The sequence below is a fragment of the Oricola indica genome (genome assembly GCF_019966595.1).
In the GTDB taxonomy this organism is placed as follows: domain Bacteria; phylum Pseudomonadota; class Alphaproteobacteria; order Rhizobiales; family Rhizobiaceae; genus Oricola; species Oricola indica.
On the sequence record NZ_JAINFJ010000001.1, the window covers coordinates 982,103 to 1,008,110 of the forward strand.

Below are 26,008 nucleotides of genomic sequence, written 5' to 3' on the forward strand. Positions count from 1 at the left end.
CCGGTCCGAAGGGCCGCAATTCAACGGAGGAGATCATGAGAAAGCTTTTTGTGGTCGCGGGTCTTGTCGCGACAATGGTGATGTCGGTGCTCTATGCCGGCACGCTTGCTGCTGCGGCAGCACCACGCGTAACAATCAAATATGCGCATTGCTGTCCGCCCGATCACACCTACGGCGTCTACGCGCACACCTTTGCCGACAAGGTGAAGGAAAACTCAAACGGTGAAATCGTGGTCGAGGTTCTAGACGGCGGCGTGATGGGCACCGAACAGGCCATCGCCCAGAAGGTACAGCTCGGCACCGTGCAGATGGGCGGCGTCACCTCCAACAATGTCGCGCAGCTCGCGCCCGCCCTCAACGTACTTGTCATGCCCTATCTCGCTTCGAGCCCGGACGACCTGACAGGCGAAGGCGGTCTTCTGAGCTCCGGCCCTTACCGCGATGAACTCAACAAGCGCGTGCTCGCCGAAAGCGGCAGCCTGCGCGTGGTCGGCGGCTTCACCAATTCCTTCCGCAGCCTGTTTGCGAAGGACAAGTGTATTTCGACGATCGACGATCTGAAAGGGCTGAAGATCCGCGCGCCGAAGAACCCGGTGATGACGGCGATGTGGGAATCCTGGGGCGTATCGACTTATCCGATCGCCTGGGGCGAGACATTCGGCGCCATCGCGACGGGTGTCGTGGATTCCTTCGACAGCCCGACCGATGTCATACTCAACATGGGTTTCCACGAGCATATCAAATATATAACCGAAGCGACTTATCTGCCGCTCGCCGCCGTCGTGGTCATCAACAACGACTTCATGAACTCGCTTTCCGAGGCCGACCAGCAGATTATCCTCAAGTCTGCCGAGGAGACGGACATCTCACATGCGAAATACGTCGCCGAGAATGGTGCGCGTGTGCGCGAGGCGCTGACCTCGGAACACGGCGTCACCTTCTGTGAACTCAAGGACGCCGATGTGTGGGCCGAAAAGGCGCGCGGTGCCTGGCCGTCACTCTACAGCCTCGTGGGCGGCGGCAAGGAATGGGTTGACGAAACCCTGCACTACAAGGAAACGGGCGAACTGAACTAGCGACCGGCTTCCGGCTCCGTGTTTATTGCTTGAGGCCTTCCCGCCGGCAGCGTCCAGCGGGGAGGACCGGTCGGTTCCGGTCGCTGCGCAAGAAAACACCGCAGCGATCCGGCCCGCCGGCAACGTGCCCCGAAGACGGCCCGGGCACTATTCGATCCAACCCTGCGTCTCGGGACATTGACGATGAACCCCCGCATTCTTTCGGCATTTGGCAGGCTTGAACTTGTTGTGGCGAACGCCAGTCTCGTGCTGCTGGTTGTCGTGCTCGCCGCCCAGATTTTCTTCCGCTACGTCCTGCATGTGGGCCTGTCGTGGAGCGAGGAGATCTCGCGCTTCGCCTTCATCTGGTTCGTCTACATCTCGGCCAGCCTCGCCGCCCAGCGCGGCACGCATATACGCGTGACGATGTTTGTCCGGATTATCCCGGGCGCTGAACGCTACCTGCTCCTGCTCGCGGACATTGTCTGGATCGTGTTCAACGCCTTCGTCGTGGCCGCGGGCCTACTGCTTATTCAGCGCACGCTGAAATACCCGGTCTATTCGACGTCGCTCTTTCTGCCACTCGCCTACATCTACACCATCATCCCGGTCGCCCATGCCCTGATGATCCTGCGTATTGTCGAGCGCCAGTGGCGTTATTGGCGCCATGGTGAGCCGCTGATCGCAGGCGAAGGACAAGCGGAAGCGAATGACAAGGGGACAATGGCATGACCTTCGTCCTGCTGTTCCTGGCCTGCCTTTTCATCGGCGTGCCGGTATTCGTGACCTTGGGCGTACCATCCCTCTACGAACTGCTGGCTTCGCCCATCCCGCTTGCCTCGCTCGCCCACAGCCTGTTCGACGGTGTCGACAATTTTCCGCTGCTGGCGATCCCGAACTTCGTGCTGGCCGGCGCAGTTATGGCACGCGCCGGCATCACCCGCGACATCATTGAGGTGATGCGTTCGATCGTCGGCGAAGCCTATGGCGGGCTCGCCATCGTGACCATCCTGTCCTGCATGTTCTTCGCTGCGATATCCGGTTCCGGTCCGGGGACAGTCGCCGCCATCGGCACGCTGCTGATTCCGGCGATGAAAGAAGACGGATACCCCAAGGACTTCGCGGCTGCCGTTGCGTCCTCGGGCGGAACGCTCGGTATTTTGCTGCCTCCAAGCAATCCGATGATCGTCTATGGCGTGCTGGCGTCCGTTTCGATCGGCGATCTCTTTCTCGCAGGCCTGCTGCCCGGCCTTCTGATGGGCGCATTGCTGGTCGGAACCACCTATCTGCTCAGCCGCCGCAATGGCTACAAGGGCAAGGCCCACCGCTTCGAGATGGGCGTTTTCCTGCGCACGGTCTACCGGTCGAAATTCTCGCTCGTCACGCCCTTCATCGTCCTTGGCGGCATCTATGGCGGCATCTTCACGCCGGTGGAGGCTTCTATCGTCGCGGTGGTCTATGCGTTGTTCGTTGGCGCGGTGATCAAACGCAATATCGGCTTTTCGGGTATCTGGGGGGCGCTTTCGGAAGCCAGCACGGTGTGCGGTGGCCTCGTCGTCATCATGGGTACGGCGATTTTCTTCGGCGAGTTTCTGGCGCTCAACATGATACCGCAGCGCATCGCCGCATCCCTGCTTTCGATCACCGACAACGCGACGCTCATGTTGCTGATGATATGTGCGATCCTGATCGTGTTGGGCACGTTCATGGAGACCTTGTCGACGGTCATCATTCTGACGCCGATTCTGTTGCCGCTGGTCAAACAACTCGGCATCGACCCGATCCATTTCGGCATCCTGCTCGTGGTTACAAGCGAAATCGGGTTCCTCACCCCGCCTCTGGGGGTCAATCTCTTTGTAGCCTGCGGCATTTCAGGCCTGACGATCGAAGAGGTCTCTCGCCGTGTCATTCCATTCATCGCGACGATTATCGCGGGGCTATTGATCCTGCTGTTCTTCCCGCAGATCAGCCTCTTTCTGGTGTCGTTGAAATAGCCGCGTTTCGGGCGGGCGTCGGATATGGCAAACGCCGAGCGCCTGTTTGACGCGTGTCGGTATTGTTCAGGCTTCCAGCGTCCCCGTGAAGACCGCATCCCATGCATGAACCGCCTTGCGGGCGCGTGCGGCGACATCGGCCACCTCCATGCCAGGCCGGAAGATCGACGAACCGAGGCCGAAGAGGCGAATGCCATTGGCCGCGTAGGTTTCGAAGTCGAGTTCGGACACGCCGCCCACGGCGCCGATCACCGTGCCCGCCGGGAGCACCGCGGAAATGGCTTTGATGCCGGACGCCCCGATCACGCTTGCCGGAAAGAATTTCAGCGCCGAAGCGCCCGCTCTGACCGCGGCTAGTGCCTCGGTTGGCGAGAATACGCCGGGCATGGTGATCATCCCATGTTCGCCCGCCCGCGCCAGCACGTCGGCGTCGATATTGGGAGCGACCAACAGGCGTCCACCTGCCTCGTTCAGCCTGTCCACATCGGCGGGGGTCAGGACCGTTCCCGCGCCGACGAGAACCCGCTCACCAAAGGCATTGGCGACCGTCTCGATCGACAGGAAGGGATCCGGCGAATTGAGCGGTATCTCGATCGCCTCGAAACCGGCATCGACCAGCGCCTGCGCGGTTTCGAGCGCCTTGCCGGGTTCGAGGCCGCGCAGGATTGCGACGAGGCCGCGGTTCAGTCCGGGCCATGCGGCTTGACCTGTCATGTGTCTTGTCCTTCCATCGGGCGGTGTCCATCGATCCCGGTTCTTTGTGGCGCGGCGCCCGCACCGGTCAAGCCGGCGATTGCCAATGCGTCGCTGTCATAACGGTTGCAGTTGGTTCCCGCGACCTTGAGCGCTTCGGCGTAGAGTGTGCCGAGCGGTTCCCCGCCGACAAGGTCTACATGATCGGGCAATTCGAAACGGGCACGCGCGCCGGCGATCTCCTGTCCGATCATGTATCCGGACAGCCGCGCTGAAGCGTCCGTTGCTTCGAGATCGAGGAGCAGCCCGGCGGGGCGGATCGAGAAAAGGCGCGCGAGAATATCGGCGGAAGAATCAAGGCTTGCGCGCACCGCTTCGCGAAAGACCGGCGATGCGGGATCGACGCCTTCGGCAGACATCGAATGACGCAGAACCGAATGGCGTGACAGGACGGCATAGGCCTCACCGGTCATGAAGCTGGCGAAATCCACCACCGTGCCATCGCGTATTTGCGCCCATTTGGAATGTGTTCCCGGCATGCAGACGAACCTGTCTCCGGAGACCGGCGCGAGCCGGTTCAGGCCGAGAAGCTGTGTTTCCTCGCCGCGCATGACGTCCGGTGCGTCGGAATCCGTTTTCGAAAGCCCGGGCATGATGCGGACGTTCCGGGCGATCCCCGGGATACGCACAGCTTTGGAGGCGATGTCGGCAAGCGCGGCCGGAACGGCGAGATAGGGTGCTTCGACCCAGCCCTGTCGCGCTCCGACCATGCCGCACATGACCACGGGGATGTCCGCGGGAACTCCCATCTCGGAAAGATGCCGCTCCAGCACGGCGTGGAATTGCTCGCGCGCGGTGGCGCCCATGCCCTCGTCGCTGCGGTGCTCGGCCAGCACCCGGCCGTTTTGGTCGAGCAGCCATACCCGCAAATGCGACGTGCCCCAATCGACGGCGACAAGCGATGGACTGGCGGTATTGTTCACTGGATATCTCCATCGGCGATCAGGACCTTTGCCGTCACCATGCGCGCGGATTTCAGTACGGTCCTCATAACTGGGCGTCCTCCCTCGTAAGGCTGGCAAGCCGACTTCGCCGATATCGGGAGCATCACACCCTCCCGGAGGGTCGCTCGCCGTCCGCACAAACAGCCCGAAGGTTAATTGAGTTCCATTATTCGGAACCTTGTTTGATTATTTGGAATAATTTTCCTAGTGTCAGGAGATGTCAAGGGCGTTGCGCGCGGGTTCGCCAAAAACACCAACACGGGAGCATCGATGAGCAAGGCGCGGGAAGATGGCGGCACGGGCACGCTCGGAAAAGCGATTGCCGTGCTGGATGTTGTCGCGAACGCGAAAAAGCCGATGCGCTTCACGGACCTGCTTGCCGAAATCGATCAGCCGCGCGGCACCCTGCACCGTCAGATATCCAACCTGATCGGCGAGGGCCTTCTGCAGGTGAACCCTGACAATTCCTACGGACTTGGGCTACGCCTGCTGAAATTCGCCTCCAATGCCTGGGCGGGGAACCAGTTTCGCGAAATAGCTGAACCGCATTTACGCGCATTGCACGAAAAAACCGGCGAAACGATCCATCTCGGCGTCCTGCAGGGCATGGAGGTGATCTATCTCGACAAGGTGGAATCGCACCAGTCCGTGCGCATGCACAGCCAGATCGGCAATGCGTCGCCGGCATTTTGCACCGGAATTGGCAAGGCCGCCTTCTCGCTGCTGCCGGACGCGGAACTGCACAAGCGCGTCCAACGCATCGTGTTCGATCGCTACACGGCGAACACGCTTCCCGATGCAGACGCATTCCTGGCCGAAATCGCGAAGATTCGCGCATCCGGCAACGCCTTCGACCGCGAGGAACATGAGGATGGCATTCACTGCATTGCCGCGCCGGTCGGCGCCGTCCATCGCGCGTTCTATGCCGGCATATCTGTGACGGCACCGGTCTACCGTGTGGGGAGAGAAAAGCTCGAAGGCTGGGCCGGCGCTGTGCGAGACGCAGCGGCCGCAATCGAAGACGACATGAGACTTAAGCTCGGCCCCCGCGGCTGATGCATCAACAGGCGAAAGGCCTGACCTTCCTGTTCGATCCCGGTTCGAGCCTGCGCATTCGCCAAGGCACAAGGGGACCCGGCCACACCGCATTTACACGGGGCATACTGACCTTACGCAAAGGCAATTGCGCAGACCGCATTCTCCACATAATACCGGTTCCGGCAGGAGCATGTTTTCTCCGCCAAAAAACTGCATAAAGGACAGACGTCGTCCGGAACTCAAGATATGAAGCGCTTTCTCCCCGCCATCGTTTTCCTCGTCATTGCGTTTCTGGGCGCAGGGATCACGTTCATCGTCTACCAGGCGATCCGCGAAACGGCGCAGGCCGAGTTCGAATCGAGCGCTCAGGAAGCCGTCGACCGCGTCACTTCCCGTGTCGATCAGCATCTGTCGCTTCTCGCCGCGACACACGCCTTCTTTGCCGCCAACAGCGGCACGGTCCTCAGCCCTGCCTTCAAGTCATTCGTGACGGGACTGGACATCGAAGGGACATATGCCGGCGTCCAGGGCATCGGTTACGCGATGCGGATTCCCACCGGTCAGGAATATCGCGCCGAGACGCGTCTGAAATCCGATTATGACATCGACAGGCAGGTCTGGCCGGAAGCAACGGACCAGCAGTACCGAACGCCGATTGTCCTTCTCGAACCCCAGGATTCCCGCAATGACAGGGCGCTCGGATATGACATGTACTCCGAGGAACGCCGACGCGCCGCAATGCAGGCGTCGGTCGAGCGCAATGCCGCCACGGCGTCCGCGCCGGTGGAACTGGTCCAGGAGATCACCAGCGTCAAGCAAGCGGGCTTCCTGGTCTATATGCCGCTCTTCACCGCAGCATCGACAAGCGGTCAGGATCGCGTGCCGGCGGGATTCATCTATGCGCCGTTCCGCGCCGGCGACCTGCATGTGGCGGCGTTGGAAACCCCGCCAAGACTGCCGGTCGTCCTGAAAACCTTCGACGTCACCGACAACAACGCGGTGCTGCTTTACGCGTCGCCGAACCATGATGAACTGCGCCCGGAAGATGCCATGGAGACGGCCGTCCAGGCTGAAATCGCCGGGCGGACGTGGCGTTTCGAGGTCAGCTCAGTTGGCGGCGCCGCCGAATATGCCGATTTCCTTCCGGTCTACGCCCTGTGTGTCGTTTTGGTCGTACTCGCCGGATCACTGGCGGCGGGCGCGCGCTGGCAGCACAAGGCCGTGGAGTCGGCGATTGCCCTGCACGAGACGAGCCGGCGCAATCTCGAGGAGAAGGAGCTCCTGCTTCAGGAGATGCGACATCGCATCAAGAATTCCATTTCCCGCGTCATGGCCATCGCGCGGCAAACCGCCTCGTCCTCTGACACGATCGCGGACTTCAACAAGTCCTTTTCGGCGCGCATGAACGCCATGGCGAATGCGCAGGATCTCCTCGCTCGCTCGCATTGGGGACGCGCCGATATGGGCGATCTCCTGACCAAGGAGCTCGAGCAGGTCTTCGGAGACCAGAAGGATGCGTCCCATGTCGAGGGACCCGCGATCAATCTGAACGAAAGGGCCGCCCAGGCACTTGGCCTCGTCTTCCACGAAATGGCGACCAACGCGTTGAAATACAGCGGCGTCGCGGATGGCAACGCCGAACTGAAGGTGAATTGGACCTACGAGGGAAAGGGCAGCAAGAGGATGCTGCGGCTGGTGTGGGCAGAACTCGGTAATATCGTGACGGGCGAGCCGGAGCGGAAAGGCTTCGGCACGCGCCTCGTCGAGGCGAATGTTCGCGGCGAACTCGGCGGCGAGATCGAACGACGTTTCGACGAAGACGGGATGACCGTCACTTTCCGCATTCCCGCAAAGGCGGTCGCCTGAACAGCCTAGCGCTTTGACTGCCTGAGAAGCATTGTTGTGAGCGCAAAGCTCAATGCGGCGACAGCGGGGAGCGTCGCCGGGATCGCTTCACGTGTCCGGCGCAATCCGTCGTCGGCAACTTCGGCAAGCGCTTCGGAGCGCCGCTGCGCGGCCAATCTCGCCCGATAGCGCGTCCGGCGGCTCAAAATAGACTGGATCGCCAAAGCGACACCGCCGACGAGCGCCACTGCCACGCCGGAAAGAGCCAAGCCTTCCGCAACGCCGAAACGTTCGACAAGGGCAACCGTACCGGCCGCACCACCAAGAAACACGGCGGCGACGAAGGCCAGCCCGGCCACACCATAGAAGATGGCGGAAGTCACGACACGCCTGCGCAAACGCGCGAAGTCGGATCGAAAGACTCCCGCCAGGAATTTTGCTCCTGACAGCATGACTATCAGCGACGGGTCAGGAGCGCTGCGAGAAAGCCGACACCTGCCGCTATGCCGAGGGCCTGAAGCGGGTGACGACGAATCTGGTCGGCCGCCTGTTGTTCAAGCTCGCTCGTGCGCGCCGACAATTCCGAATACACGCCTTCGCCCTTGTCGAGGGCGGCCGCGGCTTTTTCGCGTGTATAGTCGCGCGCCGAACGCACACCGGCGTCCGAAATAGTTGTGAAACGTTCTGCAAGCGCTTCGAAATCCTTGCGCAGTCCTTCGATTTCGGCTGCGAAATCGGCGTCCTTGCGATTTCCCTGGGTCTTCGTTGCGGTTGTCATGAATTACTCCTTGTTTCCATACCCACAACGCGCTGGAACAGTTGTGGTTGCATTGCCCTGCCCGGTTGCCTGCGTGGCGTCAGCAAACGGCGGAGATCGGCCAGCGGCGCCGCCTTGTCCGAGACCGCCTTCAGCACCACCAGCGCGGGCACCGCGATGACGAGCCCGGCAAATCCCCACAACCAGCCCCAGAACAGAAGCGACAGCACGATCGTAAGCGGCGCGACCTGGAGACGGCGGCCAAGGAAATGCGGCGTGACGAAATTCGCCTCCAGGAAATTGATCGCCAGATAGGTCAATGGCGGCGCGAAGATCTGGAACGGCGTGTCAAACGTGATGATCGAGGCGGCGAAAAGCGCAGCCGTGCCGATCGCAGGTCCGACGAACAGGATATAATTCAGCAGGGCGACACCGATCCCCCATGCATAGGGCATCGGCACGTCCAGCGCCCACAGGGCGAGGCCGACGATCGTGCCGAGGCCCGCATTGATGAGGCTGGTGACAAGAAAGAAATGACTGACTTCGCCTTCGACGCTTTTCCAGATCCGTGCGGCGTGAAGCTTCGTTCCGGTCGTCGAAAACGGCATCGTCGCCAGCGTCAGGAAGGGGCGGCGCATGACGAGAACGAAGGCGGAAATGGTGAGGGTGACGACAATGCCGGTGAAGACGTCCGCGAATGACGTCGCTGCGCGGGCGAGAAAATTCGGCTCGCGCACCACGACTTCCTGCACTTCGGGGTCATTGACCATGTCCTTGACGTCATCGGCAATTTTCGCGACGGCATCGCCCGCCTGCTCCGCAGCTGCAAAGGTCAGGCGCAGGTGAGACAACTTGGCCCGCAGTTCGGAGACGATCTGGGGCCATGTGTCGAAGATGGTTTCCACCGGCCCGAACATCAGCGCGAAAATCAGCGCAAGAACGGCTGCGACGACAGCGATCAGGACGACGACCGCCAGGATTTTCGGCAGGCCTGCCCGCGCAAGTGCGTTCATCGGCAGGTGAAGCACGAGCGCGACGAGCAGCCCCATCGTGATCGGCAAAAAAACAGCCCGCGCAAAATACAGCGCCGCCACGAGCGCGATCAGGAGCGATAGCGTGGCGAGCGATCGAAAAAGCAGGCTGTTGAAGGTGAGCATCTAGGCTTTTCCAAAAAGCGCCGCGCCCGGATCGGGCGCGGCGCGACTGTGTTATTCAGCCGGTGCGATCAGGATGACCGCATCGCTATCGGACATGTAGTCTTTCTCGGTGTAGGCCTTCTGCGACTCCAGGCTCTCCTTCGTCAGACCGGTCTTGATTTCGGTCCAGTCGTTCGAACCCTCGACACGAGCAAGCTGCAGATCGCGCATCGAAACGGCGACCGGCTTCTCGTTGATGCCCAGGAAACCGCCAACATCGATCACGAAGGCATTGATCTTGCCGCCTTTGTCGACAAGGACATCGGACACTTCGCCGACTGTCTCGTTGTTGGCGCCGGAAACGGTCATGCCGATCAGTTCGCTCGCTTCAAAGCTCGCTTCACCGACCGGAGTTGTTTCCATGCGCGGTGTCGATGCCGTGGTCATTGATTTGTCGGTACCCTGCCCGCCTTCCATGTCGGTGCCGTAAACGGCGTCCTTCTCAGCCATCTGCTGATCATCGGTCATCGCCTCGTCGGCCGGCGCTTCGGCGGATGTGCGTTCCGGATCAAGAGCGTCCCTGTCAAAGGCGGGAGCGTTCTCCAGTTCTTCCTTGGTCAGGTCGCCGACAAGCATGTGATCGCCATCGGCGTTGCTGACCCAAGTCAGCTCATCGATCGAAACGGCAACTTCTTTCTCGCCGATTCCGAGGAAACCGCCGACACCCGCGATCACGGCAACAGCTTTGCCGTCGGGCGTCATGATGATGTCATTGACGTCGCCGACGATCTCGGCATTTTCGTCCGAGCTGCCGTGGATCGAAGCGCCAATAAAGCGCGTCGCCAGGATCTGGTTCGGATCGGCCTGATAGAAACCGTCGGTCGGGGCAGCGCCTTCATAGGGCTCCTGCGAGAAGATCGGTGCATTGTCCATTTCGCCGGTGTTCGACGCATCCTGAGCGTACGCAATCGGCGTCGCAATCAGGGCGATGGATGCTGTGGTGGCCAAAAGATGCTTAAACATAGTAGTATCCTTTTCGTGAGTGTTTTCGCTCGCGCACCCGGTGGTCGCGACTTTCCACGGACCGGCCGCCGGGTGTCTGGTGGCAAACGCGCCCGACCGGCGGTGGTTCCCGCAAATCTCAACGCCGATACACGAAATAGAATTCTGATCGCACCGAAACGCGCATTCCTCGACGCATGGGAACGCCGAGCTGTTTCATCCGTTGTCTCCCCAAAGGAGACTGCGATGGAAAACCTCGTCTTCGCCATTTTGATGCTTGGATGCGATCACACGCTCGAAGCCTGTGAGAACGTCCCCACCCCAATCGAATTCTACGCGTCGCGCGAGGCATGCGAGGAAATTCTTCCGCTTGCCTTTCACGAGGCCGAAACACACCCCATCGCCTTGGGCGATTGCGTCGCCATTCCGGAAAACTGGATCGAAAAAGACATCGTCTTCGAATGGTCTGTCGATGAGGACGAGCGCCTGAAGATCGCCGTTCGCGGCGCCGATAACACCGTATTCGGCGATCCCACCGTCACCAAGGTCGCTTCGGGTAAAACCAGCCGCATGCCAGCGGGTTGATCGTTCTCTCGGGAACCGAAACGCGCCCTCCGCGTTGATGCGACATGCCTTATCGAAATCAAGAAAAGGAGAAAGCAGTGACCAAGCTTTCCACTGGAGAAGCACGCCAAGGCGAACGTGGTCGACCTGTCCTGATGGTCCTGATTGCAGGACTGGTCCTGGCCGGCGTCGCCGCCTTCGTACTCTACCCGTTCCAGCAGGATGCCGGCACGATCAGCGACGACACCACGGTCGGCGAGACTGTTGCCACGGACTGATAGTCCGGCCCCCAACACACGAGGAGAAACCAAATGTCACAAGCAGTTCTGAAACCGAAACTCGGTAAGGAAGAGATCGAAACCGGGCTTTCCGCGGATTCGCGCAAGGAGGTCGCCGAACATCTCTCGGCAATTCTCACGGACACCTATTTCCTGGTAATCAAGTCGCACGTCTATCACTGGAACGTGGTCGGACCGCTGTTCCACTCGATCCATGTCCTGACCGAAGAGCATTACAAGGATCTGTTCGACGCAGCGGACGTGATCGCTGAACGTATTCGCGCTCTGGGTCATCATGCACCGATCGCCAACGCGGCCGGTCCCGACAACGCCGTCGTTTCGCTCAACACCACGGCGCGCACAGCGCACGACATGGTCGCTGAACTGATCGACGACCACGAAGCGGCAATCCGCAAAATGCGCGCGGCTGCGGAAGCCGCCGAGAAAAGCGACGATTTCGTCTCGCACGACCTGCTCGTCGCGCGTCTGACCTTCCATGAGAAGGCAGTCTGGATGCTGCGTTCGCTCATCACCGAGTGACGCAGACGCGCATCCGGCAACACGCCGGGAGGAAAAGAGCCCGCGGGAAGCATTGCTCCCCGCGGGCTCTTTCTTGTTTTACAGGAATGGACGCGCGAGGCCGGAAACCCCAGGCCAGCCCGCAATCTCCTTGAGCTTTTCGGCATCCCGGATCTCGAAGCCGGAATCATGCCAGGCGATCGTGTCGTTGTCGCACAGCTTGCGCAGCGTCTTGTTGGTGTGGACCAGCGAAAGACCCAGCGTATCGGCGACATGCTGCTGAGTGAGCGGTTCGATGCGGCTGTTTTTTTCGAACAACCCCACCGCAGCGGCGCGGTCTGAAAGGAAGGCGAGGAGATACGCCGCGCGCTCGATGGCAGTGCGCCGGCCGATCGACAGAAGATGCTCATCCAGCATCTGCTCCTCGCGCGCGGCAAGCCAGGTTATATCGAAACCCAATTCAGGCTGTTTCACGTACAACTCATAGATCCGGGAACGTTCGAACACGCAGAACACCATGTCGGACAGTGCTTCCACAGAGTGCTGCATTTCGGTGTGCAGCGCGTTCTGCAATCCAACGAAATCACCGGGAAAAATATAATTGAGGATCTGGCGCCGGCCGTCCTCGAGCATCTTGTAGCGAAATCCCCATCCGGAAAGCACGGTATAGAGATGCGGGCTGTTCGACCCTTCGAGAAGAATGCTCGATCCGGTACTGCTAGCCAGTTCACCGCGCTTGAAAGCACTGACGAATTCGAGCTCTTCCCGCGAGAACGCGCGGAAGCTGTCGCTGCACAAGAGCGGGCACTCTTCGCACGAGACATTCAATGCCGACTTCGGCGGAGACACATTCATTGGCAACCGACCTCTCAGACCAATCAAATAACGTCGGACACTATGTCTTTTTTTAATGACCTAGACGAAAACGCATATCATAGCTTTAGTCTCCATCCCAAAATTGGAGATCGAGTTGTGCTTTCCGAAAAATCGGTCCTGATCGTCGAGGACAGCGCCCTGATCGCGGTGGATATCGAGTCGATCCTCGCCGAACTCGGCGCAACCGATATCGCGACCGAGGGCGGCGGGGAAACAAGAATCCCGGAATCCCGGCGCTTCGATCTTGCGGTCATCGACATCCACACGGCATCCGCGCTCGGTGACAGCCTGATCGAGAAACTCGGCCAGGAGTCCATCCCTGTGGTCTTTCTCACGACCGGCGACGAAACCCGTATCGAAACAGGCTATACCGGGCGAAGCGAGATTGTGAGAAAGCCGTTCACCTACGAAGACCTCTGCGGAGCCTTCGCGCGCCTGCTGGGCTGATCACGCCGCGTTACCAACCAAAGGCCGGTTCATCACATGGGTCGAGACACCATCGGGGCCATACTCGCTGCTGTCCGACACGCCGAGAAGTTCGCTGAGCCGTTTGCGGGCGCGGGACACACGGCTTTTCACCGTCCCCACCGCGCAATCACAGATCTCGGCGGCTTCCTCGTATGACAGTCCGGTGGCGCCGATCAGGATAATGGCTTCACGCTGATCATCCGGGAGTTCGGCGAGCGCCGCCTGGAAATCCTGCATGTCCAGCTTGCCCGCCTGTTCGGGATGCGTCGCCATCGCGACGGTCAGCGCGCCATCCGCATCCGAGACTTCGCGGCCGCGCTTGCGCATCTGGCTGTAGAACTCATTGCGGAGAATCGTGAACAGCCAGGCGCGCAAATTGGTGCCCGGCTGAAAAGAGGCCTGTTTGTCCCACGCGCGGACGAGCGTCTCCTGCACGAGGTCATCGGCTTTGTCGGCCGTACCGCACAACGAGATCGCAAAGGCGCGAAGATTGGGAATGGCGGTCAGAAGACCGTCCTTGAAATCCATCGCGTCAGTCATGATCGGAATCCTTTGCAGGCCTCCCTTCCGCGGTCTCGAGCCTGTTTAAAAGCTCGAGGAAGCGATCGGGAACCGGTTCGTTCAGGACTTCGTCAAATTGCGCGCGCAGTTTCTTGCCGATCTGCGACGCGGCAAGATCGTCCAGCCTCGGCTTGTTATTTTTGCTCTCCGGCATTGGATCATCTGCCTGATTTTGCAATGCTGTCATTGGTTGTAACCCTCTCAATCTAGGCTAAAACGCCCCGGATTGAAAATGGTTGCGAAGTTTTTGGAACTTTTCTTTCCCGCATGCGTTTTGGGCGGGATACGTGACTGATCAGGAGGGTTGATATGTCGCTTGCAGCCGAATTGTCAGGGCAGATTCCTTATCTGCGCCGCTATGCGCGATCGGTGATGGGATCTCAGACAAGCGCGGACAATTATGTCGGCGCCCTGCTTGAGGCTCTTATTTCCGATCCGTCTTCAATGCCGCAGGGTGAAGATACCCGGACGGCGCTTTACCGTTTCTTCGTTTCGCTCTGGTCATCCATCGACATCAATCTGCGCGATCACCATGGCGCAGGGCTCGACGCGAACACGTCTAGAAACCTGCAGGCGATCTCGCCTCTCCCGCGCCAGGCCTTCCTGCTGGTCTTCGTCGAAGGCTTTACGCATGAAAAGGCTGCCTACATCCTGAATGTCGACGAGGCCGAGTTCGAAAAGCTCCTTGATGAAGCGCATCGCGATATCGCCTCTCAGGTGGCAACGAAGGTGCTCATCATCGAAGACGAGCCGCTGATCGCCATGGACATACAGGCCATGGTGGAAGATCTCGGGCACACGGTGACCGGCATCGCCCGCACCCACTCCGAGGCAATGAAGATGGTGGGCGAGGACCGGCCCGGCATCGTGCTGGCCGATATCCAGCTCGCTGATGGAAGCTCCGGCCTCGACGCGGTCAACGAGATCCTTCAGGACATGTCGCTTCCGGTCATTTTCATCACGGCATTTCCCGAGCGGCTACTGACGGGCGAACGCCCCGAACCGGCCTTCCTCGTTACCAAGCCGTTCGAACCAGCCGCCGTGTCCGCGCTGATCAGCCAGGCACTCTTCTTTCAGGAAGATGTGAAAAACGCCGCATAAACAGCGGTCGGGTTCGGAACCGGAGGAGAGCATGCACGTTGTCACTTTGTGCAACAACAAGGAGATACGTTATGCTTGGATGGGCTCTTACATTTCTCGTTGTCGCCCTGATCGCGGCTTTCCTCGGTTTCGGCGGAATTGCCGGCGCTTCAGCCGGCATTGCGAAAATCCTGTTCTTCGTGTTCCTGATCCTGTTTGCGATCAGCCTCGTGACACGGGTACTGAACAGAGCATGATTATCTTATCGGGCAGGTCCATGCCGACCTGCCCGATAACTGTATTGGCGTAGAAGAATGCCCAATCGCACACTCGTCTTGGAATCGCTGGTGGGCACACCGGTCACGATTTTCTTTCAGGATCTGAACGGCGATTATCAGTGGTTCGTGAACCCCCAATCTGTATGGGCCGAATGGGACCGGACGGGCACCAACGAATGCCTTCTTTTTCATGACAATGATCGTCAGAAGCTGGCGAAGGCGAAACAACTGGCTTCCGAAACCGGGGAAGCCCGCAGCGTCGATGTGACCGCGTTCGCGGATGACGAGTCCGGGCGCCCGGCGCATTGGAACCTTCATTTCACGATCAATCGGAAGCGCGATCAGGAGACGGGTGCGGACGGGTACATTTGTTCGTGCATCGATGTCACGGATCAAAAACAGCGCGAACAAACGCTGAAGAACCTGCTGCGCGAAGTCGCTCACCGGTCCAAGAACATGCTCGCCATGGTGCTGAGCCTGTCGTCGCAGACGGCGCGCGTGGCGCCGACCAAGACCGAGTATATCCGACGGTTCACCGGCCGGCTGCAATCACTCGCCAAGTCCCAGGATGTGATCACCGAGAGCGACTGGCGCGGCTCGACCCTCTCGGATCTCGTGCGACGCCAGGTGCGCGATGTGGTTCCGCTGGCCGACGGCAAGATCACATTCGAGGGCGACAATATCGAGCTTGGCCCGAACGGCACCCTGCATATCGGCTTGGCCCTGCATGAACTGGTGACCAACGCGCTGGTTCACGGCGCGCTGTCGCTGGCCGACAGCGTGATTACCATCAGTTGTCATCGCGAGCCGGGACCGGATGCAAACGCGACACTCATCTGGCGCGAAACGCCGCGTGTGCACTCTTCCGTCGACAAGCAGCAAAGCTTCGGCCGCACCATGCTCGAACGTATCGTGCCGGCCGCAATCAATGGCGAAGGCTCCCTCGAGCTCAGCAATGACGCGGTCGTCTACACGCTCTCGATCGGACATTCGGAAATTATCTGAGAGAACAAAAAAAGAGAGAACCGGCGGGGGGCTCCGGTTCTCTCAAGGCGCCTGAGGGGAAGAGCGCCTGCTGCTGAAATCGACTTGTTGTGTCGCTTGCATCAACAGAACGCTCGAAAAAGCATCCAGTTCCACCTACAGAAAAAAAAAATATTTCAGTGATCGCGAAGAGCGGCGATCAAGTCGTCCTTGTTCATGTCGGAACGGCCATCGATCCCGATCTCACGGGCGCGATCATAGAGTTCGTCTTTGGTCCAATCTTCATAAGGAGCGGCCTTGCCGCCCTTTTTCGACGGCTTGCCACCCCCCGCTTTCGCGTTTGCGATGCGTGCGGCTTTTTCCTTCGAGGCACCATCATCTCGAAGGGATTCATAGACATCGTCGTTCTTGATGCTCGGACCATGATCTTTTGACATCGAAAATCTCCTTTTCCGGAACGATGATCTGCCGCTCGCGCGGCACTGTTCGTGTATGCTGGACCAACGCGTAATCGCGGGAATGGTTCTGACTCCTTTCCACCGGGGAACGGGGCGGTGCCCGAAGCGTTCTATGGTGATAGGCTGGCCAGCAGGGGGGCATGCTTGAAGCAGGATTACAAAAGCCGATACCTGGCTCTTCGCGGGCTGATCACCGTTCCGGGTGCGATTGCGCTCGCGATCTGGTTGTCGGCGATACCCCTTCTCTGGATCGATCACGCATTTGACTGGCCGCAATTCGCGAAGCCGGAAATCTTTTCGGGAATGTCCGTCGAAACCGCGAGAAACGTGCTTGGGACGATCGCGGCGGCCGCGATCACCACATTAAGTCTCGTCTACTCGCTCGTCCTCATCGTTTTCACCCTCGCCGCCGGAACCATCGCACCAAGGCTCCTGAAACGGTTCACCAGCGACCGCGCCAATCAGATTACGGCGGGTATGCTCGGCGGAACGTTCCTCTTCGCCCTTACCGTGCTTTATCGGACCGGCCCCGGTTTCGTGCCGTCGATATCGATCGCGGTCTCCATGCTTCTCGCGGTCGTCTTCGTGCTGCAACTGATCTTCTTCGTCCACGCCGTTTCGCGCAGCGTGACAATCGACGAAGAAATCGCCGAGATTTCCCGCCGGCTGGAAAACCGCATCGCCTGGATGGTGCGCGACGAGGAGGAACAGGCGAACGCGCAATCCTCTCCCGGGGATTTCGACCATGCGATCGCCTCAACCCAGTCCGGTTATTTGAACGGCGTTGACGAAAACTCGCTGGCGGTACTCGCACGCAAGCACGACTTTACGGTCAGGTTACGCTTCAAGCCCGGCGATTTCATTCTGGAGACCCAGACGGTCGCCCTACTCTCCCGTCATCCAGAACAGGAAGAAGACGAAATCGCAGGGCTTGTCCGCCAGTGCTTGCTCATCCTGCCGTCGCGAGACGCCGTCGACGAGATCGAATACTCGATCAATCTGTTGATCGAGATTGCATTACGCGCGCTTTCTCCCGGCGTGAACGACACATTCACCGCAATCGCCTCGCTCGACCGCATGACCTCGGCGCTATCCGCAGCTGTACGTCTCGGACTGCGCCGGCGCGACATTGTCGACAGCGACGGAACGGTACGCGTCGAGATGCGGGGCCTTGGTCTCGAGAACATGCTCGACAGCGCTTTCCATCCGCTGCGTCGGGCGTCCGCTGACAACATGCTGATGATGGAGCACCTCGCCCAGGCACTGTCGCGACTACACGAGATCGGGAACCAGACGGCACGCGAGCTCATTTCCTCCCATGCGGAGCTGCTACTCAAAAGCGCCAAATCCTCAAATCCATTGGATTCGGACTTTGCGGCGCTGAAACAGCTCATGCCGTTCATGGAATCGGGAGAATGAGCATGTCCGACGAAAGCAATGCCAATGCAGATCTGCGGAACCGCAAGATCGAGCAGGATACGCAGGGTGACGCCGAACTGGAAAGCGTCGTGCCGCCGACATCGAGATTCGGGGGTATGACGACCTGGATGCGCGCCGGACTTGCCGCGCTGGGCGTGGTGATAATCCTCCTCGTTCTTTCGCAGGCACTATAAGAAAAGGCCGCCCCTTTCCGGGGCGGCCTTTGTTTTCACGGCTGTTGCAAGCCCTCTTAGAGGGAATCGAGCCAGTCCTTCACCTCGCGCTCGGCCTCTTCCTTCGACTTGCCGTAGCGATACTGAATCTTGCCGGCCAGTTCCTCCTGGCTGCCATTGATTTCAGCGAGGTCGTCGTCGGTGAGTTCACCCCAGGACTGACGGGCCTTGCCCTTGTATTCGGTCCATTTGCCTTCGATCTGGTCCCAATTCATAAGACATCTCCTTTTTTCTGCTGGTTGTGATCAGTTATGTCAGGCGGCGTGTTCTCCGCCCCGATCTCGCGTTCAGTCTGCGATGGAGCGCAACTCCAGTTCGCTGACCGCAAGCGCGAAATTCAGTCCCGTCTGGCTGCTGACGCTCAGCGGCTGCAGGGAGAAAGTTTCCCCGGAGCCTCCGATAAGCGCATTCGCACCCACGCCCGCACCTGCCGTCGCCTCGGCCGAGACGCCGTAGTAATCGCCGGCCAGAGCGCCGGGCGCGAAATCGTCATTCGTCGGAGCGAAGACCGCCCAGGTCATGTAGCTGGCATCGGTCTTGCCGATGTCGATCCCGAATTTCGAAATCGCGCCGAAATAGGACTCCTCGACGCCGCCATCTGCAGGACGATACGTGCAGCTCACATCCTTGGTGGACCCGAATATGAAGCCGCTGCCACCTTCGACCACACAGTCGAGAACGCCTATTTCGACACGTTCGACCGGCTCGTCGGGAGTGGCGCTGTTATCCTGGGCAAATGCCGCACTCCCGCCGAGAGCGGTCGCCAATGCGAGCGTTCCGGCAGCGGCAGTCTTTGCGAAATTCATTGTCTTCTCCTTCGCCTCGTGCGTTGGCATCGGCCGTCACGCGGCAATACGAAACCTCGACCGCAAGCTGAGCGTAGCGGCATCGGTACCGTCATTCCTACGTTGTGGTTCTCGACCGTTCCTGGCGATCGCACTGTGACAGCGCGATCATGACTTCAACGCCGGTATCGGAGTTCGGTTCCTGAAATTCGATAGGTTTGTCGACGAAACGAGAAGGTGAACCACCGCTCGGGACGGCGTGAGACCGGAATGCCTGTTCGGGCCCTTATCCCTTCGCGAGCAGGGCTACCAGCTGGCTTTGCTGAGACGTTCCGGTCTTCTCGAAGATGACCTTGAGTTGATTGCGAACAGTGTGGATGCTCACACCCCGTTCCTGCGCAACAAGTTTGAGCGTGGAACCACGGAGCAGCTCTTCGGCAAGAAGAGCCTCGGTCGCCGTCAGCCCGTAGCGATTGGTAAACTTGACCTGCCTGCGCTTGGGAGAAGGTCCTGTTTGCTGAACGCAGACCATGACGCTGGCGCGCGTATCATCCATCCATTCGAAAACATTGTCGGAATTCGACACCGTCCGCACAAGCGGAACGACGCTGATCTCCATCATGATGTCGCCGCCCGCGTTACGCAGCTTGATCTGCCCCTCGAAAGCCGAATAATCAGGCTTGGTAGCGGCATGGATCGACCGGCCAAAACGACGATTCGCATCCTTGTCCAGAAACACGAGGCGCTTGTCGATGCTTGTCGCGCAATCCTGGCGTGAAAGCATGGTTTCGGCTGCGCGGTTCGCATACCGGATACGCATATGCGCATCCACCAGGAACACCGCGCTCGAAATCTTGTCCAATGCCGGCTCAAAACCCATGCCGAGCGCCCTGCCCTGCAATCTCCGCCCTATCTCGAATGACCGCCTGAGATGAGGCGCAAGCGCGGTCAAAGTCTGAACCATTTCGGTGCGCAGCCGATCGCCATTCCGGAAACTTACATTGCACGACAAGCGCATGCGTTTCGACGAATCCCGGCAAATCGTGATACCGACACCGGTTCCGATATCGCCCTGCGGGCGTATCCATTCATCATAGAAGCGTGTCTTCTTCAGCGAAGCGGCATCAATCAGGTCTTCGGTCAGTTGCACCCGCCCGATCGGTCCCTTCGCATAGCCGCCAGTCCACGGATTGATCGCGGAATATTCTTTCTCATAGACCGCGATATAGTCGGGATCATAACCGTGACTGAGCGCGCCAAGCGTGTGACCGGTTGCTAGATCGTGACCATGAAGAGCGACCCTGGCCCCCAGAAACGCGTCCGAAACCAGTTCGAGAAAATGTTTCCAGGAGTCTGGCACCGTCGCAGCGGCATAGATCGTATCTACATACGCATTATACTGCTGCAGAGACAATTCTGACACAGGCCTGACCTAAACGCTGCATAATCTTGCCTATGAAAATGTACAAACCCCGGTGTTGGAAATCAATCGCGCCCGTCCATCCTTGCCCGACGACATGTCGTGTGAATTCACGCGAGAACCATAGAACATGATAGAGATGACCTGGAATAACCGCGACTTCGAAACCTGCTCCGTCAAGACATCCCATGCCGAGATCTCCGTCATGGACAATCATGGCAGCGGAACCCCTGTGGTACTGCTTCATGGCAACTCGCTGGGCAAGGAAGTCTTCCGGTCGCAGTTCGGCGCATTCGAAGATAACAGGCGGATTGTCGCGCTCGACCTGCCGGGACACGGATCATCCTCGGATGCCGAAAATCCGCGCCGGACATACTGCCTCGAAGGGTATGCGGATTGTGTCGCAGAAACCCTGGGAAAGCTCGATATCGGGGAGTCGGTCGTCGTCGGTTGGTCCCTCGGCGGCCATATCGGCTACGAATTGCTTGAGCGCAAACCGGGTTTGAAAGGCCTGATGACCATCAGCAGCCCGCCGATCGAGCGGCGCGCCGACGGCACCATGGCGGGATTTCAGCTGTTTCCGAGACTGGTTCTTCTATCGCTGGCCGAATTGTCCGATGCTGAAATCGATGAACTCGCCGCACTGATCGGCGATTACGACACCAACGAAACGATGCTGCAGGAACCGGACTGGCACCGTCTCATCGCCAGAACCGATTGCCTTGCCCGCCAATATCTGTTCGAGGCGCTTGCGGCCCAGCCGCCGCGAAGGCAAAGAGAACTGGCCGAAAACAGCAGTATACCGCTGGCGATCATCAATGGCGGAGACGACCGCTTCGTGGATACGGACTATGTCGCTGACCTGTCCTACCGCAACATCTGGTCGGGTAAACCGATCATCATGAACGGCCTTGGGCATGCACCACACATCAACGGCCCGGACGATTTCAACGCGATCCTGCGGTCCTTCGTCAACGATGTCGCCCCGCAGTAAACCGGCCACTCCGCTGTCTGCCATACCGCTCGGACGCTGAAACCGCGGTCAGCTTCCGAACGGTCGCCGATCGTCGTGTTCATGATGGTGATCACGTTGGCGCCGTCGGTGGTGGTGACGTTGCACCCGGATTTCGCCGTGTGAGAGGCCATCAGGCCGGCATAGTCTCAGCGCAGCGTTTTCTGAGACCGGACGGGAATTTGACCTGGATCACAATTGGAAAACGGGGGCTTACGCCCCCGCTTCCGAACCGGATCCGCATTCCGAACCGATCAGTCGATCAAGTTGATCAGCTGACTTACGGAAGCCTTCGCGTCACCGAAGAACATGCGCGTATTATCCTTGTAGAACAACGGATTCTCGATACCGGAATATCCCGTACCCTGGCCGCGCTTGGAGACGAAGACCTGCTTGGCTTTCCAGACTTCCAACACCGGCATGCCGGCGATTGGAGAGTTCGGGTCCTCCTGGGCGGCCGGATTGACGATGTCGTTGGAGCCGATGACGATCACAACGTCGGTCTCGGGAAAGTCCTCGTTGATCTCGTCCATTTCCATGACGATGTCGTAGGGAACCTTGGCCTCGGCCAGAAGCACGTTCATGTGCCCGGGCAAACGCCCGGCGACCGGGTGGATCGCGAAGCGAACCTCCTTGCCCTTGTCCCGAAGCTTGCGCGTCAGCTCCGAGACGGCCTGCTGCGCCTGGGCCACCGCCATGCCGTAACCGGGCACGATGATGACACTGTCGGCTTCCGCAAGCGCCGCTGCGACGCCCTCGGCGTCAATCGCCACCTGTTCGCCCTCGACCGCCTGCGCCGGCCCGGTCGTGTTGCCGAACCCGCCGAGGATCACCGAGACGAAGGAACGGTTCATCGCCTTGCACATGATGTAGGACAGGATCGCACCGGACGAGCCGACCAGCGCGCCGACCACGATCAGGAGATCGTTGGACAGCGAAAACCCGATCGCAGCCGCGGCCCAGCCCGAATAGGAGTTGAGCATCGAGACGACGACCGGCATGTCCGCGCCGCCGATGCCCATGATCAGGTGGTAGCCGATGAAAAGAGCGCAAAGCGTCATCAGGATGAGCGCCCACATTCCCGCACCGTTCAAGAACGCGATCAGCAGAATCGCCGAAAGCGCCGCCGCACCGGCGTTCAGCATGTGGCCACCGGGCAGTTTCTTCGCCTTGGAATCGACCTTGCCTGCCAGCTTTCCATAAGCGACGACGGAGCCAGTGAAGGTGACCGCGCCGATGAAGACGCCGAGGAAGACCTCGATTTTCAAGATCACCAATTCAGTGGGCGTTTTGTGAGCGACAATAGCGGCAAAACCCTTCAGCGACTGCAACTGCAGATGCAGCCACTCCTCCGGCATCATGCCATTCGCTATTGCCTTCAACTGCTCGGGGTGCGCCGCCAGTTCATGAAGCCCACTGATCCGCGCGGCTTCGAGATAAGCGTTATAACCGACGAAGACCGCCGCGAGGCCGACCAGAGAATGCATCGCGGCGACAAGCTGCGGCATTTCCGTCATCTGCACGCGATTTGCGACATACCAGCCGATGACGCCGCCGCCCGCGATCAAGATGATCGAAAGAAGCCAAAGGCCGGAGCCCGGCCCGATCAGCGTGGCGAAGACCGCCAGCGCCATACCGGCAATCCCGTACCAGACCGCGCGCTTGGCGCTTTCCTGGCCCGACAGACCACCGAGCGAAAGAATGAAAAGGACCGCCGCAACAACGTAGGCGGCCGTAGTGAAACCGTATTCCATGGCGCGCCTCCCCTTACGACTTCTGGAACATGGCGAGCATGCGCCGGGTGACCATGAAGCCACCGAAAATGTTGATCCCGGCCATGAAGACCGACACTGCCGCAAGCACCAGCACCAGCCACGAGCCTGATCCGATCTGCATCAACGCTCCCAGGATGATGATCGAGGATATCGCGTTGGTGACCGCCATGAGCGGCGTGTGCAGCGCGTGGCTGACGTTCCAGATCACCTGGAAGCCGACGAAGACCGAAAGCACGAAGACAATGAAGTGCTGCATGAAGCTTGCCGGCGTGAACAGGCCGGCCAGCAGGATCGCCGCGCCACCCGCTGCGAGCAGCGTGACCTGCTGCCTGGTCTGCGCCTTGAAGGCGGCGACCTCCTGCGCGCGCTTTTCCTCGGGCGTCAGCTCTTTCGGCTTGTCCTTCTTCGGCTGCGCCGCGATTGCCTGAATCTTCGGCGGCGGCGGCGGGAAGGTGATCTCGCCCTCATGCGTCGCCGTGGCGCCGCGAATGACGTCGTCCTCCATGTTGTGGACGATCACGCCATCCTTCTCCGGCGTGAGGTCGGTCAGCATGTGACGAATGTTCGTCGAGTAGAGCGTCGAGGACTGCGTCGCCATCCGGCTCGGGAAATCCGTGTAGCCGACGATGGTGACGCCGTTTTCGGAAACCACCTTCTCGTCGGCGACCGTCAGGTCGCAGTTGCCGCCGCGCTCGGCCGCCAGATCGATGACGACGGAACCCGGCTTCATGGCCGCGACCATGTCTTCGAGCCAGAGTTTAGGCGCGTCGCGCCCCGGGATGAGCGCAGTCGTGATGACGATGTCCATGTCGGGCGCGAGTTCCCGGAACTTCTCCAGCTGTTTCTCCCTGAATTCAGGGCTCGAAGGCGCCGCATAGCCTCCGGTCGCCGCGCCGTCCTGGCTCTGCTCCTCGAAATCGAGGAACACGAACTCCGCGCCCATCGATTCGATCTGCTCCGCCACTTCGGGACGCACATCGAAAGCATAGGTGATGGCGCCAAGCGAGGTCGCCGTGCCGATCGCCGCGAGACCCGCAACGCCCGCACCAACGACCAGCACCTTCGCCGGCGGAACCTTGCCGGCCGCTGTGACCTGACCGGTGAAGAAGCGTCCGAAATTGCTGCCCGCCTCGATCACTGCCCGGTAGCCGGCGATATTGGCCATGGACGACAACGCGTCCATCTTCTGGGCGCGGCTGATACGCGGCACCATGTCCATCGCGATGACGCTCGCGCCAGTGCCCTTGCACAGCTCAAGCAGTTCCGTGTTCTGGCCTGGATAGAAGAAGGAAATCAGCGTCTTGTCGCCGTTCAGGCGCTTGACTTCGGTGTTCGTCGGTGGACGCACCTTGGCGATGACGTCAGCCGCCTTCCAAAGCGCAGCGGGCGTCTTCGCAATCTCGACACCGGCCGCCTTGTAGGCGGCGTCATCGAAACCCGCGGCAAGACCCGCGCCCGTCTCGATCACGCATTCATGGCCGAGTTTCTGCAACTGCAATGCGCTCTCCGGCGTCATTGCAACCCGGCGCTCCCCCTCGAACACCTCTTTCGGCGTGCCTATCTTCAATCCATCCTCCGCATCTGGCTTTCAGACCGACATAAAACCCGTGCGAAACGGAATGGCAAGCCCACTCCGTTTCCAACTTCGCGTCACGCTTGGCCCCTCGCCGGGCCGGCGTCCATAAAATCGGCGTAAAAGCGAAAAAACGGCGCGGCTAGCCGCAATTCCTGCGGTTGTGGGCAAGAGATGAACGCAGAGACAGAACGATCAGCACAACGCCGATCAACCCCGTTATCACTTCGGGTATGTGCACGAAGGACTGCGCGAACATGATCAGCGCGAGCACGAGTATCGAATAGAAGGCGCCGTGTTCGAGGTAACGGAACTTGGCAAGCGCACCCATCTCCACAAGCATGATCGTCACCGAACGCACATACATCGCGCCGATGCCAAGCCCGATCGCGATCAGGAAGAGATTGCGCGTCAGCGCGAATGCGCCGATCACGCCGTCGAAGCTGAACGACGCATCCAGCATCTCGAGATATAGGAAAGCGCCCAGCCCGCCCTGGCGCGCAATTCTTGCCGCGTCCTGCGAAGCATCGAGGACATGGCCCAGAATCTCCACGAACAGGAAGGTCAAAAGGCCGCTGGCCGCGGCAAACAGGAACATCGCCGATTCACGTTCCGGCAGGATGGTCGCGAAACACATGACGATCGCCAGCACGATGGCGATTTCAATGCCGCGGATCGGCGCGATCTGACGCAGGCGCCCCTCCACCGTGCGAATCCAGTCCACCTGCTTGGCCTCGTCGATAAAGTAGCTCAGCGCGACCATCATCAGGAAGGTTCCGCCGAACGCGGCAATGGAGACATGAGCCCGTTCCATGATCAGGCCATAGCGTTCAGGCTCAGTCGCCGCGAGGACCAGCGCCGAGACGGGGCCGATATTCGCCGCGATGACGACGACCAGAAGCGGAAACACGATGCGCATGCCGAACACGGCGATCAAGATACCCCAGGTCAGGAAACGTCTTTGCCAGACAGGGTCCATTTCCTTGAGCTTGTTGGCGTTGACGATCGCGTTGTCGAAAGAAAGTGCGATCTCCAGCGCCGCGAGCACCGTCGCCGTGAACAGGAACGACATCATGCCGGCACCTGATCCTGTGGTCTCCCAGCCCAGCCATGCGGCCAGGACAAGACCAAGCGCCGTGACGGCGAAGGCGTAGCGGAGATAGGAAAAGACTGATTTCATTCCGGTTTCATCGCTCCCGGG

Annotated in this window: 31 protein-coding genes; 15 read left to right on the forward strand and 16 right to left on the reverse strand. The window is 59.8% G+C overall.

Annotation, left to right across the window (positions count from 1 at the left end):
- Positions 1-35 precede the first annotated feature (35 nt).
- The 3 genes from LC343_RS04665 to LC343_RS04675 all read left to right on the forward strand — a co-directional run bounded on the left by LC343_RS04665 (position 36) and on the right by LC343_RS04675 (position 3,049).
- The gene (locus tag LC343_RS04665) at positions 36-1,076 is read left to right on the forward strand and encodes a TRAP transporter substrate-binding protein (RefSeq protein ID WP_223475914.1); all 1,041 of its coding nucleotides are present in this window, start codon (positions 36-38) and stop codon (positions 1,074-1,076) included.
- Positions 1,077-1,259: 183 nt separating this feature from the next.
- On the forward strand, positions 1,260-1,787 hold the full coding sequence (locus LC343_RS04670; RefSeq protein WP_223475915.1) for a TRAP transporter small permease: 528 nt from the start codon (positions 1,260-1,262) through the stop codon (positions 1,785-1,787).
- Entirely contained in the window at positions 1,784-3,049 is a 1,266-nt protein-coding gene (locus LC343_RS04675; protein ID WP_223475916.1) for a TRAP transporter large permease, read from the forward strand. Before LC343_RS04670 ends, LC343_RS04675 begins: the two co-directional genes overlap by 4 nt.
- Before the next feature lie 66 nt (positions 3,050-3,115).
- Here the strand turns inward: LC343_RS04675 and LC343_RS04680 are convergent, their stop codons facing one another.
- Positions 3,116-3,763, reverse strand: coding sequence for a 2-dehydro-3-deoxy-6-phosphogalactonate aldolase (locus tag LC343_RS04680; protein ID WP_223475917.1), 648 nt, complete (start codon positions 3,761-3,763; stop codon positions 3,116-3,118).
- On the reverse strand, positions 3,760-4,725 hold the full coding sequence (locus LC343_RS04685; protein WP_223475918.1) for a 2-dehydro-3-deoxygalactonokinase: 966 nt from the start codon (positions 4,723-4,725) through the stop codon (positions 3,760-3,762). Before LC343_RS04685 ends, LC343_RS04680 begins: the two co-directional genes overlap by 4 nt.
- Before the next feature lie 291 nt (positions 4,726-5,016).
- Here LC343_RS04685 and LC343_RS04690 point away from each other — a divergent pair, with 291 nt between their 5' ends.
- Positions 5,017-5,802: an IclR family transcriptional regulator gene (locus LC343_RS04690; RefSeq protein WP_223475919.1), complete on the forward strand. Its 786-nt coding sequence runs from the start codon at positions 5,017-5,019 to the stop codon at positions 5,800-5,802.
- 228 nt (positions 5,803-6,030) lie between these two features.
- Positions 6,031-7,650 (forward strand): CHASE domain-containing protein, encoded by a 1,620-nt coding sequence (locus LC343_RS04695; protein WP_223475920.1) that lies wholly within the window; start codon positions 6,031-6,033, stop codon positions 7,648-7,650.
- Between the two features lie 5 nt (positions 7,651-7,655).
- Here the strand turns inward: LC343_RS04695 and LC343_RS04700 are convergent, their stop codons facing one another.
- From LC343_RS04700 to LC343_RS04715, 4 genes are all read right to left on the reverse strand, one after another.
- A complete protein-coding gene (locus LC343_RS04700) occupies positions 7,656-8,012 on the reverse strand; it encodes a hypothetical protein (RefSeq protein ID WP_223475921.1) in 357 nt (118 codons plus the stop codon).
- Between the two features lie 74 nt (positions 8,013-8,086).
- Entirely contained in the window at positions 8,087-8,407 is a 321-nt protein-coding gene (locus tag LC343_RS04705; protein WP_223475922.1) for an ElaB/YgaM/YqjD family protein, read from the reverse strand.
- Positions 8,404-9,543, reverse strand: a complete 1,140-nt coding sequence (locus LC343_RS04710) for an AI-2E family transporter (RefSeq protein WP_223475923.1) — start codon at positions 9,541-9,543, stop codon at positions 8,404-8,406. Before LC343_RS04710 ends, LC343_RS04705 begins: the two co-directional genes overlap by 4 nt.
- A 51-nt stretch (positions 9,544-9,594) precedes the next feature.
- A complete protein-coding gene (locus LC343_RS04715) occupies positions 9,595-10,545 on the reverse strand; it encodes a PRC-barrel domain-containing protein (RefSeq protein ID WP_223475924.1) in 951 nt (316 codons plus the stop codon).
- Positions 10,546-10,770: 225 nt separating this feature from the next.
- On the opposite strand from LC343_RS04715, the gene LC343_RS04720 reads away from it, so the two are divergent.
- The 3 genes from LC343_RS04720 (at position 10,771) to LC343_RS04730 (ending at position 11,906) form a co-directional block, all read left to right on the forward strand.
- Complete coding sequence (locus tag LC343_RS04720) at positions 10,771-11,109, forward strand: DUF3060 domain-containing protein (protein WP_223475925.1); 339 nt, start codon at positions 10,771-10,773, stop codon at positions 11,107-11,109.
- Positions 11,110-11,186: 77 nt separating this feature from the next.
- Entirely contained in the window at positions 11,187-11,366 is a 180-nt protein-coding gene (locus tag LC343_RS04725; protein ID WP_223475926.1) for a hypothetical protein, read from the forward strand.
- 33 nt (positions 11,367-11,399) lie between these two features.
- Positions 11,400-11,906, forward strand: coding sequence for a Dps family protein (locus LC343_RS04730; RefSeq protein ID WP_223475927.1), 507 nt, complete (start codon positions 11,400-11,402; stop codon positions 11,904-11,906).
- Positions 11,907-11,984: 78 nt separating this feature from the next.
- On the opposite strand, the gene LC343_RS04735 is transcribed toward LC343_RS04730, so the two are convergent.
- A complete protein-coding gene (locus tag LC343_RS04735; RefSeq protein ID WP_223475928.1) occupies positions 11,985-12,740 on the reverse strand; it encodes a Crp/Fnr family transcriptional regulator in 756 nt (251 codons plus the stop codon).
- A gap of 117 nt (positions 12,741-12,857) precedes the next feature.
- Here LC343_RS04735 and LC343_RS04740 point away from each other — a divergent pair, with 117 nt between their 5' ends.
- Complete coding sequence (locus tag LC343_RS04740; RefSeq protein ID WP_223475929.1) at positions 12,858-13,208, forward strand: response regulator; 351 nt, start codon at positions 12,858-12,860, stop codon at positions 13,206-13,208.
- On the opposite strand, the gene LC343_RS04745 is transcribed toward LC343_RS04740, so the two are convergent.
- Positions 13,209-13,769, reverse strand: coding sequence for a sigma-70 family RNA polymerase sigma factor (locus LC343_RS04745; protein WP_223475930.1), 561 nt, complete (start codon positions 13,767-13,769; stop codon positions 13,209-13,211). It lies immediately after the preceding gene.
- Positions 13,762-13,977, reverse strand: coding sequence for a NepR family anti-sigma factor (locus tag LC343_RS04750; RefSeq protein ID WP_223475931.1), 216 nt, complete (start codon positions 13,975-13,977; stop codon positions 13,762-13,764). Before LC343_RS04750 ends, LC343_RS04745 begins: the two co-directional genes overlap by 8 nt.
- 122 nt (positions 13,978-14,099) lie before the next feature.
- Between LC343_RS04750 and LC343_RS04755 the strand changes: the two genes are divergently transcribed.
- The 3 genes from LC343_RS04755 to LC343_RS04765 all read left to right on the forward strand — a co-directional run bounded on the left by LC343_RS04755 (position 14,100) and on the right by LC343_RS04765 (position 16,153).
- Entirely contained in the window at positions 14,100-14,891 is a 792-nt protein-coding gene (locus LC343_RS04755) for a response regulator (protein ID WP_223475932.1), read from the forward strand.
- 71 nt (positions 14,892-14,962) lie between these two features.
- On the forward strand, positions 14,963-15,127 hold the full coding sequence (locus LC343_RS04760; protein WP_223475933.1) for a DUF1328 domain-containing protein: 165 nt from the start codon (positions 14,963-14,965) through the stop codon (positions 15,125-15,127).
- A gap of 57 nt (positions 15,128-15,184) precedes the next feature.
- Positions 15,185-16,153, forward strand: a complete 969-nt coding sequence (locus LC343_RS04765; RefSeq protein ID WP_223475934.1) for a PAS domain-containing sensor histidine kinase — start codon at positions 15,185-15,187, stop codon at positions 16,151-16,153.
- Positions 16,154-16,308: 155 nt separating this feature from the next.
- Here LC343_RS04765 and LC343_RS04770 read toward each other — a convergent pair whose 3' ends face one another.
- Entirely contained in the window at positions 16,309-16,569 is a 261-nt protein-coding gene (locus LC343_RS04770) for a Rho termination factor N-terminal domain-containing protein (protein ID WP_223475935.1), read from the reverse strand.
- A gap of 165 nt (positions 16,570-16,734) precedes the next feature.
- Between LC343_RS04770 and LC343_RS04775 the strand changes: the two genes are divergently transcribed.
- Positions 16,735-18,009: a DUF2254 domain-containing protein gene (locus LC343_RS04775; protein WP_223475936.1), complete on the forward strand. Its 1,275-nt coding sequence runs from the start codon at positions 16,735-16,737 to the stop codon at positions 18,007-18,009.
- Positions 18,010-18,011: 2 nt separating this feature from the next.
- Positions 18,012-18,203, forward strand: coding sequence for a hypothetical protein (locus tag LC343_RS04780; protein ID WP_223475937.1), 192 nt, complete (start codon positions 18,012-18,014; stop codon positions 18,201-18,203).
- Positions 18,204-18,259: 56 nt separating this feature from the next.
- Here LC343_RS04780 and LC343_RS04785 read toward each other — a convergent pair whose 3' ends face one another.
- From LC343_RS04785 to LC343_RS04795, 3 genes are all read right to left on the reverse strand, one after another.
- A complete protein-coding gene (locus LC343_RS04785) occupies positions 18,260-18,457 on the reverse strand; it encodes a CsbD family protein (protein WP_223475938.1) in 198 nt (65 codons plus the stop codon).
- A gap of 72 nt (positions 18,458-18,529) precedes the next feature.
- Entirely contained in the window at positions 18,530-19,048 is a 519-nt protein-coding gene (locus LC343_RS04790) for a DUF992 domain-containing protein (protein WP_223475939.1), read from the reverse strand.
- A 265-nt stretch (positions 19,049-19,313) separates the two neighbouring features.
- Positions 19,314-20,450 carry a helix-turn-helix transcriptional regulator gene (locus LC343_RS04795; RefSeq protein WP_223475940.1) on the reverse strand — a complete coding sequence of 379 codons (1,137 nt, stop codon included), beginning with the start codon at positions 20,448-20,450 and terminating at the stop codon, positions 19,314-19,316.
- A 136-nt stretch (positions 20,451-20,586) separates the two neighbouring features.
- On the opposite strand from LC343_RS04795, the gene LC343_RS04800 reads away from it, so the two are divergent.
- Entirely contained in the window at positions 20,587-21,441 is an 855-nt protein-coding gene (locus LC343_RS04800) for an alpha/beta fold hydrolase (protein WP_223475941.1), read from the forward strand.
- A gap of 272 nt (positions 21,442-21,713) precedes the next feature.
- Here the strand turns inward: LC343_RS04800 and LC343_RS04805 are convergent, their stop codons facing one another.
- The 3 genes from LC343_RS04805 to LC343_RS04815 form a co-directional block, all read right to left on the reverse strand.
- Positions 21,714-23,213, reverse strand: coding sequence for an NAD(P)(+) transhydrogenase (Re/Si-specific) subunit beta (locus LC343_RS04805; protein WP_223475942.1), 1,500 nt, complete (start codon positions 23,211-23,213; stop codon positions 21,714-21,716).
- A 13-nt stretch (positions 23,214-23,226) separates the two neighbouring features.
- The gene (locus LC343_RS04810; protein WP_223475943.1) at positions 23,227-24,801 is read right to left on the reverse strand and encodes a Re/Si-specific NAD(P)(+) transhydrogenase subunit alpha; all 1,575 of its coding nucleotides are present in this window, start codon (positions 24,799-24,801) and stop codon (positions 23,227-23,229) included.
- Positions 24,802-24,949: 148 nt separating this feature from the next.
- A complete protein-coding gene (locus LC343_RS04815; protein WP_223475944.1) occupies positions 24,950-25,987 on the reverse strand; it encodes a DUF475 domain-containing protein in 1,038 nt (345 codons plus the stop codon).
- Positions 25,988-26,008 lie beyond the last annotated feature (21 nt).

Bases quoted from the DNA above. Each gene is read 5' to 3' on its own strand.
- LC343_RS04730 (WP_223475927.1), top strand. From the start codon at position 11,400: ATGTCACAAGCAGTTCTGAAACCGAAACTCGGTAAGGAAGAGATCGAA.
- LC343_RS04745 (WP_223475930.1), bottom strand. From the start codon at position 13,769: ATGACTGACGCGATGGATTTCAAGGACGGTCTTCTGACCGCCATTCCC.
- LC343_RS04780 (WP_223475937.1), top strand. From the start codon at position 18,012: ATGTCCGACGAAAGCAATGCCAATGCAGATCTGCGGAACCGCAAGATC.
- LC343_RS04790 (WP_223475939.1), bottom strand. From the start codon at position 19,048: ATGAATTTCGCAAAGACTGCCGCTGCCGGAACGCTCGCATTGGCGACC.
- LC343_RS04735 (WP_223475928.1), bottom strand. From the start codon at position 12,740: ATGAATGTGTCTCCGCCGAAGTCGGCATTGAATGTCTCGTGCGAAGAG.
- LC343_RS04770 (WP_223475935.1), bottom strand. From the start codon at position 16,569: ATGTCAAAAGATCATGGTCCGAGCATCAAGAACGACGATGTCTATGAA.
- LC343_RS04670 (WP_223475915.1), top strand. From the start codon at position 1,260: ATGAACCCCCGCATTCTTTCGGCATTTGGCAGGCTTGAACTTGTTGTG.
- LC343_RS04720 (WP_223475925.1), top strand. From the start codon at position 10,771: ATGGAAAACCTCGTCTTCGCCATTTTGATGCTTGGATGCGATCACACG.
- LC343_RS04750 (WP_223475931.1), bottom strand. From the start codon at position 13,977: ATGACAGCATTGCAAAATCAGGCAGATGATCCAATGCCGGAGAGCAAA.
- LC343_RS04755 (WP_223475932.1), top strand. From the start codon at position 14,100: ATGTCGCTTGCAGCCGAATTGTCAGGGCAGATTCCTTATCTGCGCCGC.
- LC343_RS04760 (WP_223475933.1), top strand. From the start codon at position 14,963: ATGCTTGGATGGGCTCTTACATTTCTCGTTGTCGCCCTGATCGCGGCT.
- LC343_RS04765 (WP_223475934.1), top strand. From the start codon at position 15,185: ATGCCCAATCGCACACTCGTCTTGGAATCGCTGGTGGGCACACCGGTC.
- LC343_RS04710 (WP_223475923.1), bottom strand. From the start codon at position 9,543: ATGCTCACCTTCAACAGCCTGCTTTTTCGATCGCTCGCCACGCTATCG.
- LC343_RS04675 (WP_223475916.1), top strand. From the start codon at position 1,784: ATGACCTTCGTCCTGCTGTTCCTGGCCTGCCTTTTCATCGGCGTGCCG.
- LC343_RS04690 (WP_223475919.1), top strand. From the start codon at position 5,017: ATGAGCAAGGCGCGGGAAGATGGCGGCACGGGCACGCTCGGAAAAGCG.
- LC343_RS04665 (WP_223475914.1), top strand. From the start codon at position 36: ATGAGAAAGCTTTTTGTGGTCGCGGGTCTTGTCGCGACAATGGTGATG.
- LC343_RS04695 (WP_223475920.1), top strand. From the start codon at position 6,031: ATGAAGCGCTTTCTCCCCGCCATCGTTTTCCTCGTCATTGCGTTTCTG.
- LC343_RS04805 (WP_223475942.1), bottom strand. From the start codon at position 23,213: ATGGAATACGGTTTCACTACGGCCGCCTACGTTGTTGCGGCGGTCCTT.
- LC343_RS04715 (WP_223475924.1), bottom strand. From the start codon at position 10,545: ATGTTTAAGCATCTTTTGGCCACCACAGCATCCATCGCCCTGATTGCG.
- LC343_RS04800 (WP_223475941.1), top strand. From the start codon at position 20,587: ATGACCTGGAATAACCGCGACTTCGAAACCTGCTCCGTCAAGACATCC.
- LC343_RS04680 (WP_223475917.1), bottom strand. From the start codon at position 3,763: ATGACAGGTCAAGCCGCATGGCCCGGACTGAACCGCGGCCTCGTCGCA.
- LC343_RS04705 (WP_223475922.1), bottom strand. From the start codon at position 8,407: ATGACAACCGCAACGAAGACCCAGGGAAATCGCAAGGACGCCGATTTC.
- LC343_RS04785 (WP_223475938.1), bottom strand. From the start codon at position 18,457: ATGAATTGGGACCAGATCGAAGGCAAATGGACCGAATACAAGGGCAAG.
- LC343_RS04815 (WP_223475944.1), bottom strand. From the start codon at position 25,987: ATGAAATCAGTCTTTTCCTATCTCCGCTACGCCTTCGCCGTCACGGCG.